This is a genomic window from Actinomadura chokoriensis, assembly GCF_041463665.1.
Classification (GTDB): Bacteria; Actinomycetota; Actinomycetes; order Streptosporangiales; family Streptosporangiaceae; genus Spirillospora; species Spirillospora chokoriensis_A.
Genome location: NZ_JAXCEJ010000013.1, coordinates 15,429 through 31,772, shown reverse-complemented (window position 1 = coordinate 31,772; position 16,344 = coordinate 15,429). Strand labels below are relative to the sequence as shown.

The following is a 16,344-nucleotide window of genomic DNA, read 5'->3' as shown; positions in this document are numbered from 1 at the left end:
TGGTCATGAGATCGGTCGATGAGCATCTGACGGAGATCCTCGGCAGCGTGCGGGTGCTGCCGCCGCTCGACCTGGCGCTGCTGGAGGCGCAGGGCACGGTGCTCGCCGAGCCCGTGTCCGCGCCGGTGCCGCTGCCGCCGTTCGACAACTCCGCGATGGACGGCTACGCCGTCGTCGCGGCCGACATCGCGGCGGCCACCGACGCCTCGCCGGTGACGCTGCCCGTCGTCGGTGACATCGTCGCGGGCGACTCCGGCGTGTCGGCGATCCGGTCCGGGCTGACCGCGCGGATCATGACGGGCGCGCCGCTGCCCGCCGGCGCCGACGCGGTCATCCCGGTCGAGTGGACGGACGGCGGGAACGCCAACGTGCGGGTCTTCCGCGCCGCCCCGCCGGGCAACTACATCCGCCGTGCCGGTGAGGACGTCCTCGCCGGCCAGGTCGTCGCGGACGCGGGCACCAGGCTCACCGCGCCCCAGCTCGGCATGATCGCGGCGGTGGGCCGGCCCCGGGTGACGGTGCGTCCGAAGCCCCGCGTCGTGGTGGTCGCCACAGGCGACGAACTGCGCGAGCCCGGTTCGACTCTGGCGCCGGGTCAGATCTGGGAGTCGAACAGCTTCATGCTCACCGCTGCCGTGGTCGAGGCAGGCGGAGTGGGCTTCCGGCAGGCCACGGTCGAGGACGAGCCCGCCAAGGTCCTGGAAATGCTCCACGACCAGCTCGTCCGGGCCGACGCGATCGTCACCACTGGCGGCGTCTCCATGGGCACCAGGGACGTGGTCAAGGAAGTTCTCGCGGGAACCGGGACGGTCGACTTCCACAAGGTGCGCATGCGTCCGGGCAAGCCGCAAGGGTTCGGGCTCCTCGAAGGCACGCCCGTGTTCACCCTCCCTGGGAACCCCGTAAGCGCGTACGTCTCGTTCCAGGTTTTCGTCCGTCCCGCACTGCTCGCCATGCAGGGCCTGGCTCCGGAACCACTGCCGACCGTCAGCGCCGTCCTGGCCGAAGACGTCAAATCACCCGCAGGCCTGCGCCATTACCTGCGCGGCAGACTGTCATTCGACCGCGTGTACAGCGTGACCGCAGCCGACGTCCAGGGGTCGCACCAGCTCGGCTCCCTCTCGTCCGCGAACGCGCTCATCGAGCTCCCGGAGGACGTCGAGGCCATGCCCGCCGGTTCCCACGTCAACGTTCTGAGGTTGCCGTCGTGACGGAGTTCACCCACCTAGACGACACGGGCTCCGCCCGCATGGTCGACGTGTCGGCGAAGGACGTCTCCGCCCGCACCGCGACGGCGACGGGCTTCGTCCGCCTCTCGCCCGACTGCGTCGCCCTCCTGCGCGCCGGCGACATCCCCAAGGGCGACGCCCTCTCCGTGGCCCGCATCGCCGGGATCATGGGGGCCAAGCGCGTCCCGGACCTCGTCCCCCTCTGCCACCCCATCGCCCTGCATGGCGTCACGGTCGACCTGGAGATCCGGGACGACGGCGTCGCGATCACGGCCGTCACCCGCACCGCCGACCGCACCGGCGTCGAGATGGAGGCGCTCACCTCCGTCAGCGTCGCCGCGCTGGCCCTGATCGACATGGTGAAGGCCGTCGACCCCGCCGCCGTGATCACCGACGTCCGGGTCGAGGAGAAGACCGGCGGCAAGACCGGGGTGTGGCGCCGGTGATCAGGGCGATGGCGGTCACCGTCTCCAACCGCGCCGCGGCGGGCGTCTACGCGGACAAGTCCGGGCCCGTCCTGGTCGAGATGCTGGAGGACCTGGGCTGCCAGGTGGACGGCCCGGTGGTGATCCCCGACGGCGCCCCGGTCGCCGAGGTCCTCCGCGACGCGGTCGCCCAGGGCTACGACGTCGTCGTCACGTCCGGCGGCACGGGCCTCACCCCGACCGACGAGACCCCCGAAATGACTCGCCAGGTCCTCGAATGGGAGCTCCCGGGCATCGCCGAGGCCATCCGCCTGGAGGGCCGCGACAAGGTGCCCGCCGCGATCCTGTCCCGGGGCCTCGCCGGTGTCGCGGGCCGCACCCTGATCGTCAACCTGCCCGGCTCGACCGGCGGCGTCCGCGACGGCATGAGCGTCCTGGCCCGCGTCCTGGCCCACGCCGTCGACCAGATCAGAGGCGGCGACCACCCCCGCCCCTGACCCTGCGCCGGTGGTCTTGGCCGACCTCGAGACTGGACGGTCCAGCCCAGGAGTGAGAAGTCAGACGTTGCGGAGGCGGGTGAGCAAATGCGCCCACTCGGCGCGGCTGAGTTCAAGGACGATGTCAGGCGTTCCAGCCTTGGAGTCGCGAACACCGATAGTTCCGCCGGAACCTTTGGCCACCTCTACACAGTCACCATTTGGATCGCTGTGTCGTGATTTGTTCCAGTGGTTGTACTTCGCGCTCATGCGGTCATTCCGTCCCGTCGTCCAGTCGCTCGGCCGCTTGGGCCAGGAAGGCCAGGCTGTCCGTCGGGGGCAGCGCGACCTTCCTCAAGAGATCGTAGTGTCCGGTATACCCTGCCACCTCGTATCGGTCGGTGAGTATGAGGTCGGTGGTGACTGTGTCAACCACGGCCATCGGCGGGTCGCCCTTCTCGGGGAAGGAGTAGAGCGAGAAGGAGGACTTGGGCATGAGGACGCCCGATAGGTAGGCGTTGTAGCGCAGGACGCGCAGGGAAATGCGCGGCTCTGCTGAGATGGCCTCGGTCATGTGCCTGAGCTGGGCACTCATGACCTCTCGCGGGACTCCGAGCCGGTAGATCACGCATTCGTCGAGGACGGTGTCGTAGGTAGGGCCGTCCGGGCTGAGGAGATGTTGCTGTCGGCGCATGCGGGCGTCGGTCATGCGGTCGGGGCGGTAGGTGATGGGGCCTGCCGCCTGGTCGCGTTCGATCAGGGCCGCGATGAGTTCAGGCGTCTGCAGGACGGCGGGGATGCCCGTCTGGTTGTAGCTGCGGATGGCGTCGGCGCCTGACTCCAGGTCGGCATAGAGACGCTGACGGTCGCCCATCGCGTTGCCGTACTTGTCCCACCAGCCCTTGCTCGCCGCCGTACGCGCGATCTTGAAGATTCTCTCGTACTGCTTTTCGGTGACGTCGAGTGCTTCGAGAAGCGTGACGACCTCGGCGAGGTCCGGGCGGATCTGGGCGTTTTCCAGCTTGGAGATCTTGGTGCGGGACTGGTAGACGAGCCGGGCCAGTTCGTCGGTGGTGAGGCCGCGTGCCTCGCGGAGCCTGCGCAGCTCGTCGGCGAGGCGGCGGCGTCGAATATAGGGGCTGGCCATCAGCGACCTCCCGGAAGCCTCGCGATACGTCGGCGCACGCGACGACCACGAGGAATTACTTTGTGTTGACATTGATAACGCTATGCGTTCGCCATTCGTGGTGTGCGGCTCATGACCTGATCCGGACACGAGCCGGTAAAAAGGGAACGTCCCGGCCGCCGAACGTCCCGGCCGCCGAACGTCCCGGCCGCCGAACGTCCGGCACGCGAACGTTCGGCGTCCGGGAAGCATGAATCGCGCCCCGGATCGCTCTGACCAGCGCACTTCGCCCCTCCGCGGCGTCGCTGCGTGTGAGCATGTGGCCACCGCGCAGGTGTCCATCCGCATCCCGACGACTTCAGCTCATGGAGTGCTCATGCTCTCGACGCTTCCCGCCCACACCGCGCCCGCGGCGCTCTGCTGGCGACGGACGTTCTCCGGTGACGCCACACAGGCCCGCACGGCCCGCCGGTTCGTCTCCGGCCTGCTGGCCGATCGCCCCTGCCTGGACGACGTCGTCCTCACCGTGGACGAGCTCGTGGTGAACGCGCTCAGGCACACGAGCTCGGGGCAGGAGGGCGGGTCGTTCACCGTCGAGGTCCGGTTCGTGGGGGACATGGTGGCCGTCTCCGTCGCCGACCAGGGCGGGCCGGGGGAACCCGTGGCGCGCGACGCCGCCCTGACCGACGAATCGGGCCGGGGCCTGCGGACCATCTCCCTCACCGCCGAGTCGTGGGGCTGGCACGGCAACGACCGGGGCCGCACGGTCACCGCGGTGTTCCACGCCGGGGACATGGCGTGAACCAGTCGGCAGGATCGGTGCGGTCCGGTCGGCCGCCCGTATCCGGCTCTTCTCGCCCACCGGCATTCGGGCATGACGCAGATATCGTGATCCACAAGTGATCACCGTGCGGCATGATTCTCCGCACGAATCGGTGTTTCTCCGGTCTGCGGGGGGATTGGTTGCAGGCGTTGCGAGCCGGTGATCCAGCTGAGCTGGGCGGCTACCGGTTGCTGGCCCGGCTCGGCGCGGGCGGAATGGGACAGGTCTACCTGGCATTGACCAGGGGCGGTCGGCACATTGCCATCAAGGTCGTCCGGGACGACTTCGAGGGGCCGCAGGCGCTGGCGCGGTTCCGGCGCGAGGTCGCCACCGTGCAGGCGATCCGGAGTCCGCACACCGCGGCGCTGGTCGGGGCGGAGCTGGACGAGCCGCCCTACTGGCTGGCGACCGAGTACATACCCGGGCCGACGCTCGCGCAGGCGGTCGCCGCGTTTGGAGCGTTCTCTCCGCGGGCCGGGCTGCGGCTGCTGGCGACGCTGGCCGAGGCGGTCGCCGACGTGCACGCTCGCGGGATCGAGCACCGTGACCTCAAACCGCAGAACGTGATCCTGGCGAAGGACGGCCCCAAGCTCATCGACTTCGGCATCGCGCGCGGCGACGACCAGACGGCGATCACGCGTACCGGCGCGATGGCGGGAACGCCGGGTTATCTGGCGCCCGAGGTGGTGCTGCGGGGCGAGACCGGGCGGGCGATGGACGTGTTCGCGCTGGCGGCCACGGTCGCGTTCGCGTGCACGGGGAAGCCGCCGTTCGGCCGAGGTGACGCACAGGCCGTCGTCTACCGCAGCATCCACCAGGAGATGGATCTGGACGGCGTCGAACCGCAACTGGCGGCCCTGCTGCGGAGCGCCGGCGACAAGGACCCGCGGCAGCGGCCGACGGCCGCCGAACTCCTCGAACGTTGCCGCGTCACCGGGGCGCTCACCGACGAGGAGGACTACCAGCGCCTGCACTCGATCGCCCCGGCGCCGCCGGCGAGCGCCGATGAGGCGGTCGCTACCGGCCTGCTGCCACGCGGCCACTATGGTGCGACCCGCCCGCGCGCCGCCGTCCTGTTCACCATCGCGGGAGTCGTCGCCGTGGTGCTCGTGATGTCGTTCGGTGCGCGGTCGCTGTTGCAGGGCGGTGGAGGCGACGGCGCGGCCGGTGGGCCGTCCACCGGTGTGTCAGCGACCGGGGCGGGCCGGTCCGGTGGCCGTCCGACCGGGTCGGTCGGATCGGCGGGAGGGCAGAAGACGGACCCCAATCCCGGGGTCTCGCCGTCGGTCGTGAACAACAAGATCGCTGGAGCCCCGGACGACCTCTACTGGTCGCCCAAGACCAAGACCTGCGATCCGGCCGTGCCGGTCGTCGAACAGATCCCCATGCGGCTGGTGGTGGACCCGCCCACGGGCAAGGTGAGCGGATCCAGCGCCACGATCAGGTTCGGGGTGGAGGGCGGCGGCGTGCCCGACCCGCCGTACTACCTGGCCGCGGCCGTCTACCCCGCCCTGCCCGCCACCGGCTGGGACGAGTCGCAGCTCTCCAAGCCGTTCGCGCTGCCGCAGCGGGGCTGGGAGAGGACGCTCGAGTATCCCAGGGACTTCAAGAGCAAGTACCACGCGACGTGGCCGCTCGCGTCGGGGGAGTGGGTCGTCCTCGCCTACCACGTCCACTCCAACGGCACCGCCGTGCTGATCGACTGCACCGGCTTCGAGGTCGCCTGACGTCCTGCGGGCGTGGGGGTGGCCGGATCGGGTCAGGTGTCAACGTTCTCCGTGGTCTCGCGCGTCCCACAGACGCCGTCCTCCGCCAAGGCACCGCCGGACGGACAGGACGCTCATGTACCCACCACCACCCCCGCCGCAGTCCTACCGGCCGCCCGCGCGGCAGCGACACGGCATGCCCGCGTTCGGCGTCGTCCTGGTCGGCCTCGGCTGCCTGCTCGCCGGTTGCATCGGGGGCGCCGCCATCGCGTCCAGTCCCGATCCCGGCACCCCTGCGGCGGCGAGCAGCTCGACGACCGCGACTCCGGCGGCCGAGACGACCGGCCCGGCCGCGCCGAAGATCAGCGGCACCGAGAGCCCCCGCCAGCGGACGGTGCAGCCGACCCCGAAGCGCACCACCGCCACACCCCGTCCGAAGCGCACCACGGCGAAGCCCCGTCCGAAGCCGAGAAAGACGACGAGGGCCCCGTCGACCGATCCCCGGTATCCGACGTGCACGGCCGCCAAACGGCACGGCCTCGGCCCGTACGTGCGCGGCACCGACCCCGAATACGCCTGGTACGAGGACCGCGACCATGACGGGGTGGTCTGCGAGTAGACGCCTCTCGCGGCCACCCGGGGTGCCTGGGACACAATCCGCAACTGCTCGAAACGCGACTCGATTCGCGCTGTCCAGGCCGTCGCAAATGCGGGGGTCAAGCATCTCCTGGGACTTGACACATTGCGCAGACGCCTGACAGCGGCATCTGGACAAAACAATGCGGGCAGGTCTCGCCGGTCCTGTTGACCCGGCCCGCCCGGCGATCGTCGCTCTCCCAGTCGCCACCGGGAGGATGCTTGGAGCAGTGCACGGTGAGATGCCCCAGCGGCTGGCCTTCGTGGCGGTGCTTGACAATGACCACCTCGTGCGCCGGATAGAAAATCTCATTCCCGGCGCGACGGCATTCGGTGCACCTTCGTGGTTCCGCTTGCGGGTGCAGATCTGAGAGCCGGGTCGGAGTCTCCCACGCAAGATACGGGCGCTCGTCCTCCACGTGATGTTCTCCTTTCGCGCCGCAGGACACCCCGACTTCATAGCCTCGCGGACCGCCGCACCCATCATGGACCGCCGCCAGACGTCCAGCGAGCGCCTTAGCGCTTCTGACGCTCACCGACCGCAAGCCCGACACCCGAAGCGGGGTAGCCAACTCGTCCCCTCAGGGAGACCCGGCTGACCGGCGCCTTCACCAGGGTCGCCCCCAGGTCATCCCTGGTGGGCGAGCGAGGTGAAACCTCCGACTATGGCTCCGAAGCCCGTGTGGGCGAGGACGGTCACCAGGGGCGTGCTGGGCCCGTAGTTGAGCATCAGGAAGCCCGGGGGTTCCAGGAGGGCCACCCTGGGGGCGCTGGTCAGCGGGCTGCCCATCCGCGGGTGGACCAGCGGCAGCAGGATGTTCACCAGCGCGGTGCCCGCGAACAATCCGTGCAGCAGACCGAAAAGAGCCCCGAGCCACCAGCCGGCGTGGCCGATGGCGAGAAAGACGGCGTAATAGACGAACGCGAACAACTCCCCGTTGGCGAAGTGCACGAGGTAGCCGATCGCCTTAGCGCGGGCCCGGTTCGCGGTCACGGCGGTACCGAGCAGGAACGGCAGGTCCATGCGGGTGAGCCTGAACTCGCTGGCGGCCTGCAGAACGGTCGTCAGCACCAGCGTGCCGACGAAGGCGCCCGCGGCGGTCCCCCAGGGGCTCACCCGGCCGCCTCCCCGGCCACCGACCCGATCGTGCACGCGGCGTTGATCAACGCCAGGTGGCTCAGTCCCTGGGGCAGGTTCCCCAGGAAGGCGCCGGTGTCCGGATCGATCTCCTCGCCGTACAGGCCGACATCGTTGGCCAGCCCGACCAGGTCGTCCATCAACGCGACGGCCTGGTCGAGGCGCCCGGTGCGGGCGAGGCACTCGGCCAGCCAGAAGGAACACGCCAGGAACGCGCCTTCGGTGCCGCCCAGCCCGTCCTCGCCGGAGTACCTGTCGACGAACGGGCCGTGCCGCAACTCCCCTCCCACGACGTCGACGGTGGCGCGCATGCGGGGATCGCCCGGACGCGCGTAGCCGTGCAGGAGGCCGAGGAGCACGGCGGCGTCCAGCTCCGAACTGTCGGCGGAACGGGTGTAGCAGCCGAGACGGGAGGAGAAGCAACGCGTCTCGACGAAGTCGCGCACCTGGTCGCGGGCGAGCCGCCAGCGGGCCGGACCGCGGCCTTGGATCAGCCCGCGCTCGCACAGGTCGATGGCCCGGTCGAGCGCGACCCAGCACATCATCTTCGAGTGCGTGAAGTGCAGGGGCGCGCTGCGAACCTCCCAGATCCCCGAGTCGGGCCACCGCCAGGCGGCGCAGACGAAGTCGGCCAGCTCGGCCAGGCGCCGGGCGAGATCCGCGTCCAGCCGTCCGGCGGCAGCGGCGTACAGCCAGCCGGTCTGCAGCAGCTCACCGTAGGTGTCCAGCTGGACCTGGGCGCCCGCCGCGTTGCCGGTCCGCACCGGCCTGGAACCGCGATACCCCTCCAGGGGGAGCGTCCGCTCCGGGGCGTTGCCGCCGCCGTCCAGCCGGTAGAGCACCCGCAGCCGCGGATGCGTGAGCTGCGTGGCATGCATGAGCCACCAGAAATAGGCGTGGGCCTCGGCGGAGCATCCCAGCCGCAGAAGCGCGTCGAGGGTGAACACCGAGTCGCGGACCCAGGAGAAGCGGTAATCCCAGTTGCGTTCGCCTCCGACATGCTCCGGCAGCGAGGACGTCACCGCGGCCGCGATCGCCCCCGAAGGCGCGAAGATCAAGAGCTTGAGCACCAGCGCGCTGCGCAGCACCGCGTCCCGCCACATGCCCTCGTACGAGCGTTCTCGCGACCAGCCGTTCCAGGCCGCGATGGTGTGCTCCATGCGGGCATCGCATTCGGAACGGGTCGGCAGGACGAGCGGTTCCTGATGGGCGAACGGCATCGTCAGCAGGGCCTGCCGCCCCTGGCTCAGTTCGAGACGGCCCTTGATCGCCTGGTCGGCGCACTCCGGCTCGCCCGCGTCCCAAGCGCAGACCGCGAGCGCGTCCCCGCCCGCGACCACCACCGGCACACCGGCGCGCCTTGTGATCCGTGGACGGCGGGCGCCGTAACCGAACCTCGGCTGCACGCTCCAGCGCAACGGAACGGTCCCGGCCATGCCGTCGAGACGCCGTTGCAACTCCCGCATCGGCCCCAGCGTCCCGCAGCCCTCCAGGGTCAGCGAGTCGGTGACCCGCACACTGCCGCGGCCGGTGGTGAACGTCGTCTCCAGCACGTTCGTGCCCGGCAGGTACCGGCGCGCGACCGTGTAGGGCTCCTCCGGCTCCAGCAGGAAGCGGCCGCCCCGGACGGGGTCCAGGACGGCGGCGAACACCGAGGGGGAGTCGAGGTCCGGCATGCCCAGCCAGTCCACCGACCCGTCTGCGGCGACCAGCGCGGCGCTCCGCCCGTCCCCGATGACCGCGTAGTCGCGCAGGCGGACGTAGCCGTCGCTCCGGAAGGCCGTCATGCGCCCGGACCGTACGAGCCGTCACCACGAGGGCCGCCGACGTCCATGGAGCCATCGTCTCACCTGGTCACGGCGCGTTGCTTCCGTCCACTCTCCATGGGACTTCAAGGATTTACGCAACGCGTCGCCCGGGCGAAGCGAACGCAGCGCTTCCTACTTGTCCTGCTGGCGGCGCACCATCTCGTTGATCCAGATGGGTGCGAACGGCGACGTGCAGCCCGGGGACGTCGGGTAGTCCTTGAGCACCTCCAGGCGCTCCCCGATGTCGATCGCACGGGCGCGGTGCTCGGCGTGATCGATCCCGATCTGAGCCAGGCAGTGGTTCATCGCCCACTGCAGGCGGTCCGGGGCGTCCTTCATCTCCGCCTCGACGATGTCGAGCAGCCGAGGGAGGTCGAGGCTCTCGGGCTTCTTCGTCACCCGTTCGGTCGTCAGCGCCCACCCGGCGCTCGCGACCACCGGATCCGGGTCGGCGAACCAGGCCAGGCGCAGCTCCTCGGAGTGCGGGTTCTTCTTCACCACGTAGTTCAGCAGCCAGTCGTGCACCTTGGGCGTACGCGCCTGGCGCATCATGACGTCCAGCTCGTCACGCTCGAACGCCTTCGGACGGCAGATCAGGGTCGCCAGCAGGCGCGCCGCGGTGTCATCGGTCTCCCAGAGCCGGCACGCGAGTTCCTGCCGCGTCTTCAGCCGCTTCGCGAGCGCCCGCAGCTTGCCGAGGTTGACACCGTGATCGTCACCGTGTCGCTCGTTCACCTCGCGTACTTTCGGGTCCTCGAGCTCGGCCAGCTCGGCCATCACCTCGCCCACCATCGGCTCGGACACCTCGGCCTCCCGTCCATCTCGCGCGGCACTCAGCCTACGACGGGAGGCGGGCCTCCCGCCGGACATGGCGGAGAGTCGGTGGGGCATGGCGGGCTCATACCGAAGCCCACTCGATGGCGGGTCGGCGCGGTCCGGTCGCCCAGGCGCTGCGACCCCTCTGGCGTCCGAGACGAACACCACGAAATGATCACCCTATGGCGGATGTGATCTTCTTCGATCTGGACGGCACCCTGGTCGATCATCGAAGCGCGGTCTGGGAAGCGATCGGCCAGATCGTCCGGGACGCGCCGAACGCGACGGCTCCACCGCAGGAGCTGGCGACGCTGTGGTGGACGCTGGAGGCGCGCCACATGCGGGAATACCTGGCCGGTCAGTGCTCCTTCGCCGAGCACCACCGACGCAGGGCTCGCTCCTTCCTGCCGGAGCTCGGCGAGCCTGCTCCGGAGAGTCCCGACCTTCTGGACGCCTGGATCGCCGACCGCTACCTCACCGCGTTCGAGGAGTCCTGGCGGTGCTATCCCGACGTCCAGCCCTGCCTGGATACCCTGAAACAGCTTCCCCGGGGACCGCGACTGGCCGTCCTCACCAACGGGGATCCCGAGCAGCAGCGCGCCAAGCTCGCCCGCTTCGGCCTCCTGGAGTACTTCGAAGCCGTCCTGACGCCGACCGAGCTCGGTGCGGCCAAGCCCGCCGCCTACGCCGCAGCCTGCCGGTGGATGCGGACGGACCCCGCGCAGGCGGTCAACGTGGGCGACATGCTGGAAAGCGACGTGAACGCAGCCGCCCTCGCCGGGCTCACCGGCATCTGGCTGGACCGCGGCATCGACTTCGTCACCGGCGGACCGTCGCCGACGGCAGACGAGACGGTCGCCCGCATCGAAAGCCTCACCGACCTCCCCGACCACCTGGGTACGGGAGTCCGGTCTTCTCCTTGATGGCCTGCGGACACACCTCGCTCGGCCTGTCCGCGCGAACGTGCGCACGGTCGCGGGTGGGGTGGTGCGGGTTGGCGGATGCGATGATCGGGCGGGTGAGCGACTGCACCTTCTGCAAGATCGTTACGGGAGCCCTGCCCTCCTATCGTGTCCTTGAGGACGAGCACACGATGGCGTTCCTCGACATCGCCCCGGCCTCGCCGGGACACACCCTGGTCGTCCCGCGCGAGCATGCCGCCGACGTGTGGACGATCTCCGAGACCGCCCATGCGCATGTTGCTCGGATGGTGCATCGAGTCGCCGCGTTGGTGAAGGCGGCGCTGGCTCCAGACGGCGTGAACGTCGTGCACTCCACTGGCGAAGCCGCCTGGCAGGAGGTCTTCCACTTCCATGCCCATGTGGTCCCGCGTTGGCATGGCGATGATCTGCGGCTGATGTGGAGTTCCCAGACGGCGCCGGACCGCGAACTCGAACAGACCTTGGAACTGATCGCCGCGGCTCGCTGACGTCGGCGTCTTGGCGCCGGCCGCCCCGCGCGAGCGGACGACCCTGCCAGGCGCTGCTTGCCGCGTTCGTCACGCGACCGCCCGGCCCACCCCGTCAGCCACTTGTGCCGGCTGACGGGGTGCGGGGCGGTCAGACCCAGGTCGGCAGGGCGTGCTCGAGATAGCGGGCGCCGAAGCCGCCGGTCGGCAGTATCCGGGAGATGGTCTCCAGGTCGGCTTCGGTGATAACCAGGTCGGCTGCGGCGGTGTTCTCTTCGACCCGCTTGGGGCTGCGGGTGCCGGGGATCGGGACGATGTCCTCGCCTTGGGCCAGGACCCAGGCCAGCGCCAGCTGGGAGACCGTCGCGTCCTTGGTGGCGGCCAACTCGGTGAGCCGCTCGACGGCCTCCAGGTTCTTCTCGAAGTTGCCAGGCTGCCAGCGCGGGTCGCGGTTGCGCATGTCGGTCGGGTCGTAGGATCCGGCGGGCTTGGCGGTACCGGTGATGAAGCCGCGTCCCAGCGGGGAGTAGGCCACGAACCCGATGCCGAGCTCGCGCAGCACGGGGAGCAACTGCTCCACGTCCCGTTCGAACAGCGAGTACTCGGTCTGCAGGACGGAGACGGGCTGGACGGCGTGCGCGCGCCGGATGGTCTGCGGGCCCGCCTCGCTCAGCCCGAAGTACTTCACCTTGCCCGCCTCGATCAGCTCCTTGACCGTGCCGGCGACGTCCTCGATCGGGACATCCGGGTCGACGCGGTGCTGGTAGAGCACGTCGATGTGGTCGACGCCCAGGTAGCGCAGGCTGTTGTCGGCGACCTTCCGGATGTTGTCGGGGCGGCTGTTGAGGCCGAAACCCCGCGCCGTCCGCGACGACAGGTCGAAGCCGAACTTGGTCGCCAGGACCACCTCGTCACGGAAGTCCTTGACCGCCCTGCCGACCAGGGTCTCGTTGGAGCCGGTGCCCAGGCCGTAGAGCTCGGCGGTGTCGAAGAACGTGACGCCCAGCTCGTGGGCGCGCCGGATGGCGGCGATGCCCTCCTGCTCGTCGGCGGGGCCGTAGGCCATGGTGAGGCCCATCGTGCCGTAGCCGATGGCCGAGGTGACCAGGCCCTGACGGCCCAGAGTGCGGTTTTGCATGGCGAACCCTCCGTGAAAGAACCGCAAAAGACGAACCAAACCGTTCGGTATGGCCTGGATGCACACTACCGCCGCGTCCAAGCGAGTCAAACCGAACGGTTCGGTTGGCTAGGCTGGGGAGATGGCCAGCACCGACTCACGCCGTGCCGACTCGGCCCGGGACCGGGTCGTCGCCGCCGCCCGCGACGAGTTCGCCCGGCACGGGATCGCCGGCGCCCGCGTCGACCGGATCGCCAAGGCCGCCCGCACCAGCAAGGAACGCGTCTACGCCCACTTCCGCAGTAAGGAGAAGCTGTACGAACACGTGGCCGCCGCGGAACTCGCGGCGGCGGCCGACGCCGTCCACCTGGACCCCGCCGATCTGCCGGCCTACGCCGGGCAGATGTTCGACTACTTCACCGCCCACCCCGACCGGTACCGGTTCATCGGCTGGGGCCGCCTGGAACTGGTCCCCGAACCCTCCGGCGAGCCCGACGCCGACGCTCTCGGCTCTTACCACGACGCCATCCTGGGCAAGATCGAAACCATCCGGCGTGCCCAGCGGGCGGGCGACCTGGACCCCACGTGGGATCCCGTCGACATCATGGCCGTGGTCTCCCAGATCGCCCACACCTGGCTCGACCAGGCCGAACTCGCCGCCGTCACCCGCCACGCCGCCGCCGACCCCACCCTGCCCGCCCGCCGCGAGGCCGTCATCCGCGCCGTTACCGCGATCTTCCCGCCGGTCCGCCGCTCCCAGCACGACGGACGCTGAGGTCTGCGTCGCCGAAGCCGCGTACCCCCGTGGGGACTCCCGACCGGATCCATCTCCATCTCAGGTGTGGCTTACGGGTTCCCCATGCAGGACGATGCGGGATCGATCCCGCTCCGTCCAAGCTTCCGTGCATGAAGTTGATCTCGAAGACTGCAGGGATGCTGGTGGCCGGCCTCGCCGCGGTGGCGGCCGGCGGAGTGGTCGCCGTACCGGCGGGACGCGCCGGAACGCCGCAGGGGGCGGCGTCCACCGGATGCGTGCCGGTGTCGGACGCGGTGTGCGGGACGGTGCGGGTACCGCTGGTGCGGGCGCGTCCCGAGCTGGGGGAGACCACCGTGGCCTATGCGTTGATCAAGCACCGTGACACCTCCCGGCCCGCCGAGAGCGTCGTGACGATGAATCCCGGTGGCCCCGGCGATTCGGCGATCGCGTCCGCTGCCACGTATGAGCGGATGTTCGCCGGTCTGCTGAAGGACCATGACCTGTTGCTCGTCGACCCGCGCGGGGTGAACCGCTCCGATCCGGTGAGCTGCGGGACGCTCACTTCGCTGCCGTCGACGCGTGAGGGATTCGTACAGGCGGTCGGCGAATGCGGCCAAAGGCTTGGAATCCGCGCGCGCGGCTACACCTCGGCCGAGATCGCCGACGACATCGACGCCGTCCGGGCCAAGCTGGGAATCGGGCGGCTGGACCTTTTCGGGGAGTCCTACGGCACCTACCTGATGACGGTCTACGCCAAACGGCACCCCGAGCGGGTGCGCTCGCTCGTGCTCTCCAGCGCCTACCCGCTCGCCGTGGACATGTGGGGACGTCCCAACGCGCGGGCCGCTCGGCGCGCGCTGCGACTGGTCTGCCAGCGTAGCGACGGCGCCTGCGACGGTGACCAGGTGCTGCGCGACATCGCGCGGCTCGCGCGGCGGCTGCACGCCCGCCCGATCCCCTACACGATGGACGGACAGCAGCGGCGGCTGGACGACACCGCGCTCGCCGCCGTCGTGTACGGCCTGGCCAAAACGGCGCCCGCCGGCATCGGAGACGTCCCCGCGATGGTCCGTGATGCCCTGCACTCCGAGAACGCGCTGCTGATCGAGGCCGCCCGGCAGGTGGCCCCGCTGAGCGGGGCGTCGCTGCGACGGGACGACGCGCAGCCCTTCAATCCCGAACTGGCCGCGACCGTGGTCTGCAACGACTACCCGACACTGTGGAACCGTAAAGCGCCGCTCACCGTCCGGCTACGGCAGTTCTCGGCCGGGCGCGCGGCCCTGCCCGAGCAGGACTTCTGGCCGTTCGGGAAGCGAGCCTGGACGAGCATGAGCTACGACCAGGGCGATACCTGCATCCGCTGGCCCGACCGCCACGGCCCGAGCCAGCCGACCGGCGGGCCCTTCCCCGACGTCCCCGTCCTGGTGACCTCCGGCGAGCTGGACGCCAACACCCCGACCGAGACGGGCCGTCAGGCCGCCCTCCAGTTCCGCCGCGCCACGGTCGTCGAGGTGCCCAACGTCGGCCACGTGGCCGAATACGAACCGAGCGGCTGCGTGACCGCCATCCAGACAGGTTTCATCGACGACCTGCGAGTCCCCGACACCTCATGCCTCGCCGACATCCCGCCCGCTCCGGTGCGCGCGAGTCTCACGAGCTAGTGCGGTGTCCGCCAAGGTTCACCGGGTCCGTTGACTTGCGGCATGTCGTTGTTATGCACGCGTCGGAAGCAACAACATGCCGCAAGTCAACGAGGTGGCGACCCGGTCGACGCTGTGGACGCCGCACTAGGATCTACGCCGCTGATCTGCTGAGCAGCGCCCGCTCGCCCCTGGGCTCCCTTTCGCGCAGGCCCGTGCGGACTTGCTCAACCCCAGCGCCGTCCAGCCCGAGCACTCCGCGCCGACCGGTCCGGGGTGCTCGTTCGTGGCCGCTGCCTACCCTGCGGCCTTCGCGATGACCTCGGCGATCAAGGCGCGCACGAACTCCCGCACCGTCTGTGGCGCAAACATCGCTTCGCGCGTGGGGCTCTGGCGCGGCAGCGTCAACAAGCTGGTCACATGGTCCGAGGCGGTCGCCGCGATCGGCGCGGCCGGGCTGCACTTCCACGACCTCCGGCACCCGCGACGGCATCACCTGCGTCGTTACCCTCGGCAAGGGACGGTAGCATCTCCGGCGGCCTCCCCGTCAGCGGCGAGGGCGTCACCACCAACCCGCCGGCCTAGCCACCGAACCCACGGAGACCCATGGAAGTCAACGATTACTTCCGGCTCAGCCGCCGGATCATCGACCAGCTCGCACCCAAGATCAGCCCGAAGTACCGGCCGTTCGTCCTGAACGCCGCCGGCGCCGGGGCCTGGGACCTGGCGATCACGGATCTCGTCGGCGCCCTGTCGGAGGAGGACGTCGTGATCACCACGGCGGAGAAGGACGCGCTGCGGGAGCTCATGGAGTACCTCCGGGAGCCTCTGACGTACCTGGAGCAGATCCGGACCTCGGACTGACGGCCGAAGCGTAGATCGGGCCCCTTCCCCGATAGGCGGCCCTCGATGCGACAACTCATGGCGGCTCTGCGGACCAGCCGTCCTGGTGGTCCTGTTCGCTGTGGCGGGCCTCCACAACAAGCACCCCTCAGGCCCCACCCCGCCGCACGGCGGTGACGGCGATGGCCCCAAGCGTCCCAAGTTCAGCCCCGGCAGATGCCCAAGCGCGTGGGACTAGCCCGGCGTGAGGGGTCGTAGCTGTACTTCGCTGCTGTACAGGCACCGAAAAGGCCGGTCTCCCACATGGGAACCGGCCTTTGACCTGGGTGGAGCTGAGGGGATTTGAACCCCTGACCCCCTCGATGCGAACAGGATAAATCGAACTCAATACACTCT

General features: G+C 70.0%; 18 protein-coding genes. 12 read left to right on the top strand and 6 right to left on the bottom strand.

Features of this window, described 5'->3' with window-relative positions; genetic code table 11:
* Positions 1-5 precede the first annotated feature (5 nt).
* The 3 genes from glp to SM418_RS20430 are packed head-to-tail and all read left to right on the top strand — an operon-like array spanning position 6 to position 2,151.
* Positions 6-1,211 carry a molybdotransferase-like divisome protein Glp gene (gene glp / locus SM418_RS20440; protein WP_371942676.1) on the top strand — a complete coding sequence of 402 codons (1,206 nt, stop codon included), beginning with the start codon at positions 6-8 and terminating at the stop codon, positions 1,209-1,211.
* The gene (gene moaC / locus SM418_RS20435; RefSeq protein WP_371942675.1) at positions 1,208-1,675 is read left to right on the top strand and encodes a cyclic pyranopterin monophosphate synthase MoaC; all 468 of its coding nucleotides are present in this window, start codon (positions 1,208-1,210) and stop codon (positions 1,673-1,675) included. Before glp ends, moaC begins: the two co-directional genes overlap by 4 nt.
* Positions 1,676-1,683: 8 nt before the next feature.
* Positions 1,684-2,151 (top strand): MogA/MoaB family molybdenum cofactor biosynthesis protein, encoded by a 468-nt coding sequence (locus SM418_RS20430; RefSeq protein ID WP_371942830.1) that lies wholly within the window; start codon positions 1,684-1,686, stop codon positions 2,149-2,151.
* Between the two features lie 60 nt (positions 2,152-2,211).
* Here SM418_RS20430 and SM418_RS20425 read toward each other — a convergent pair whose 3' ends face one another.
* Together SM418_RS20425 and SM418_RS20420 are read right to left on the bottom strand one after the other, a co-directional pair.
* A complete protein-coding gene (locus SM418_RS20425) occupies positions 2,212-2,400 on the bottom strand; it encodes a DUF397 domain-containing protein (RefSeq protein ID WP_371942674.1) in 189 nt (62 codons plus the stop codon).
* Between the two features lie 4 nt (positions 2,401-2,404).
* Positions 2,405-3,277, bottom strand: coding sequence for a helix-turn-helix domain-containing protein (locus tag SM418_RS20420; RefSeq protein WP_371942673.1), 873 nt, complete (start codon positions 3,275-3,277; stop codon positions 2,405-2,407).
* 355 nt (positions 3,278-3,632) lie between these two features.
* Here SM418_RS20420 and SM418_RS20415 point away from each other — a divergent pair, with 355 nt between their 5' ends.
* From SM418_RS20415 to SM418_RS20400, 4 genes are all read left to right on the top strand, one after another.
* The gene (locus tag SM418_RS20415; protein WP_371942672.1) at positions 3,633-4,058 is read left to right on the top strand and encodes an ATP-binding protein; all 426 of its coding nucleotides are present in this window, start codon (positions 3,633-3,635) and stop codon (positions 4,056-4,058) included.
* 161 nt (positions 4,059-4,219) lie between these two features.
* The gene (locus SM418_RS20410) at positions 4,220-5,806 is read left to right on the top strand and encodes a serine/threonine-protein kinase (RefSeq protein WP_371942671.1); all 1,587 of its coding nucleotides are present in this window, start codon (positions 4,220-4,222) and stop codon (positions 5,804-5,806) included.
* Between the two features lie 115 nt (positions 5,807-5,921).
* Entirely contained in the window at positions 5,922-6,404 is a 483-nt protein-coding gene (locus SM418_RS20405; RefSeq protein WP_371942670.1) for an excalibur calcium-binding domain-containing protein, read from the top strand.
* Positions 6,405-6,651: 247 nt separating this feature from the next.
* Complete coding sequence (locus SM418_RS20400; protein ID WP_371942669.1) at positions 6,652-6,792, top strand: hypothetical protein; 141 nt, start codon at positions 6,652-6,654, stop codon at positions 6,790-6,792.
* Positions 6,793-7,049: 257 nt separating this feature from the next.
* On the opposite strand, the gene SM418_RS20395 is transcribed toward SM418_RS20400, so the two are convergent.
* From SM418_RS20395 to SM418_RS20385, 3 genes are all read right to left on the bottom strand, one after another.
* Positions 7,050-7,538: a hypothetical protein gene (locus tag SM418_RS20395; RefSeq protein WP_371942668.1), complete on the bottom strand. Its 489-nt coding sequence runs from the start codon at positions 7,536-7,538 to the stop codon at positions 7,050-7,052.
* Positions 7,535-9,346: a glycoside hydrolase family 15 protein gene (locus SM418_RS20390; RefSeq protein ID WP_371942667.1), complete on the bottom strand. Its 1,812-nt coding sequence runs from the start codon at positions 9,344-9,346 to the stop codon at positions 7,535-7,537. Before SM418_RS20390 ends, SM418_RS20395 begins: the two co-directional genes overlap by 4 nt.
* A 153-nt stretch (positions 9,347-9,499) precedes the next feature.
* The gene (locus SM418_RS20385; RefSeq protein WP_371942829.1) at positions 9,500-10,144 is read right to left on the bottom strand and encodes a DNA alkylation repair protein; all 645 of its coding nucleotides are present in this window, start codon (positions 10,142-10,144) and stop codon (positions 9,500-9,502) included.
* A gap of 221 nt (positions 10,145-10,365) precedes the next feature.
* Between SM418_RS20385 and SM418_RS20380 the strand changes: the two genes are divergently transcribed.
* Complete coding sequence (locus SM418_RS20380) at positions 10,366-11,106, top strand: HAD family hydrolase (RefSeq protein ID WP_371942666.1); 741 nt, start codon at positions 10,366-10,368, stop codon at positions 11,104-11,106.
* A gap of 95 nt (positions 11,107-11,201) precedes the next feature.
* On the top strand, positions 11,202-11,612 hold the full coding sequence (locus tag SM418_RS20375; protein ID WP_371942665.1) for an HIT family protein: 411 nt from the start codon (positions 11,202-11,204) through the stop codon (positions 11,610-11,612).
* 130 nt (positions 11,613-11,742) lie between these two features.
* Here the strand turns inward: SM418_RS20375 and SM418_RS20370 are convergent, their stop codons facing one another.
* Positions 11,743-12,729, bottom strand: a complete 987-nt coding sequence (locus SM418_RS20370) for an aldo/keto reductase (RefSeq protein ID WP_371942664.1) — start codon at positions 12,727-12,729, stop codon at positions 11,743-11,745.
* Between the two features lie 121 nt (positions 12,730-12,850).
* On the opposite strand from SM418_RS20370, the gene SM418_RS20365 reads away from it, so the two are divergent.
* The 3 genes from SM418_RS20365 to SM418_RS20355 all read left to right on the top strand — a co-directional run bounded on the left by SM418_RS20365 (position 12,851) and on the right by SM418_RS20355 (position 15,969).
* Positions 12,851-13,483, top strand: coding sequence for a TetR/AcrR family transcriptional regulator (locus tag SM418_RS20365; RefSeq protein ID WP_371942663.1), 633 nt, complete (start codon positions 12,851-12,853; stop codon positions 13,481-13,483).
* Between the two features lie 131 nt (positions 13,484-13,614).
* A complete protein-coding gene (locus SM418_RS20360) occupies positions 13,615-15,126 on the top strand; it encodes an alpha/beta fold hydrolase (RefSeq protein ID WP_371942662.1) in 1,512 nt (503 codons plus the stop codon).
* Positions 15,127-15,711: 585 nt separating this feature from the next.
* Positions 15,712-15,969 carry a hypothetical protein gene (locus SM418_RS20355; RefSeq protein ID WP_371942661.1) on the top strand — a complete coding sequence of 86 codons (258 nt, stop codon included), beginning with the start codon at positions 15,712-15,714 and terminating at the stop codon, positions 15,967-15,969.
* The last annotated feature ends 375 nt before the right edge of the window (positions 15,970-16,344 follow it).

Bases quoted from the DNA above. Each gene is read 5' to 3' on its own strand.
- SM418_RS20425 (WP_371942674.1), bottom strand. From the start codon at position 2,400: ATGAGCGCGAAGTACAACCACTGGAACAAATCACGACACAGCGATCCA.
- SM418_RS20365 (WP_371942663.1), top strand. From the start codon at position 12,851: ATGGCCAGCACCGACTCACGCCGTGCCGACTCGGCCCGGGACCGGGTC.
- SM418_RS20420 (WP_371942673.1), bottom strand. From the start codon at position 3,277: ATGGCCAGCCCCTATATTCGACGCCGCCGCCTCGCCGACGAGCTGCGC.
- SM418_RS20405 (WP_371942670.1), top strand. From the start codon at position 5,922: ATGTACCCACCACCACCCCCGCCGCAGTCCTACCGGCCGCCCGCGCGG.
- SM418_RS20430 (WP_371942830.1), top strand. From the start codon at position 1,684: ATGGCGGTCACCGTCTCCAACCGCGCCGCGGCGGGCGTCTACGCGGAC.
- SM418_RS20380 (WP_371942666.1), top strand. From the start codon at position 10,366: ATGGCGGATGTGATCTTCTTCGATCTGGACGGCACCCTGGTCGATCAT.
- SM418_RS20370 (WP_371942664.1), bottom strand. From the start codon at position 12,729: ATGCAAAACCGCACTCTGGGCCGTCAGGGCCTGGTCACCTCGGCCATC.
- SM418_RS20360 (WP_371942662.1), top strand. From the start codon at position 13,615: ATGAAGTTGATCTCGAAGACTGCAGGGATGCTGGTGGCCGGCCTCGCC.
- SM418_RS20390 (WP_371942667.1), bottom strand. From the start codon at position 9,346: ATGACGGCCTTCCGGAGCGACGGCTACGTCCGCCTGCGCGACTACGCG.
- SM418_RS20355 (WP_371942661.1), top strand. From the start codon at position 15,712: ATGGAAGTCAACGATTACTTCCGGCTCAGCCGCCGGATCATCGACCAG.
- SM418_RS20415 (WP_371942672.1), top strand. From the start codon at position 3,633: ATGCTCTCGACGCTTCCCGCCCACACCGCGCCCGCGGCGCTCTGCTGG.
- glp (WP_371942676.1), top strand. From the start codon at position 6: ATGAGATCGGTCGATGAGCATCTGACGGAGATCCTCGGCAGCGTGCGG.
- SM418_RS20385 (WP_371942829.1), bottom strand. From the start codon at position 10,144: ATGGCCGAGCTGGCCGAGCTCGAGGACCCGAAAGTACGCGAGGTGAAC.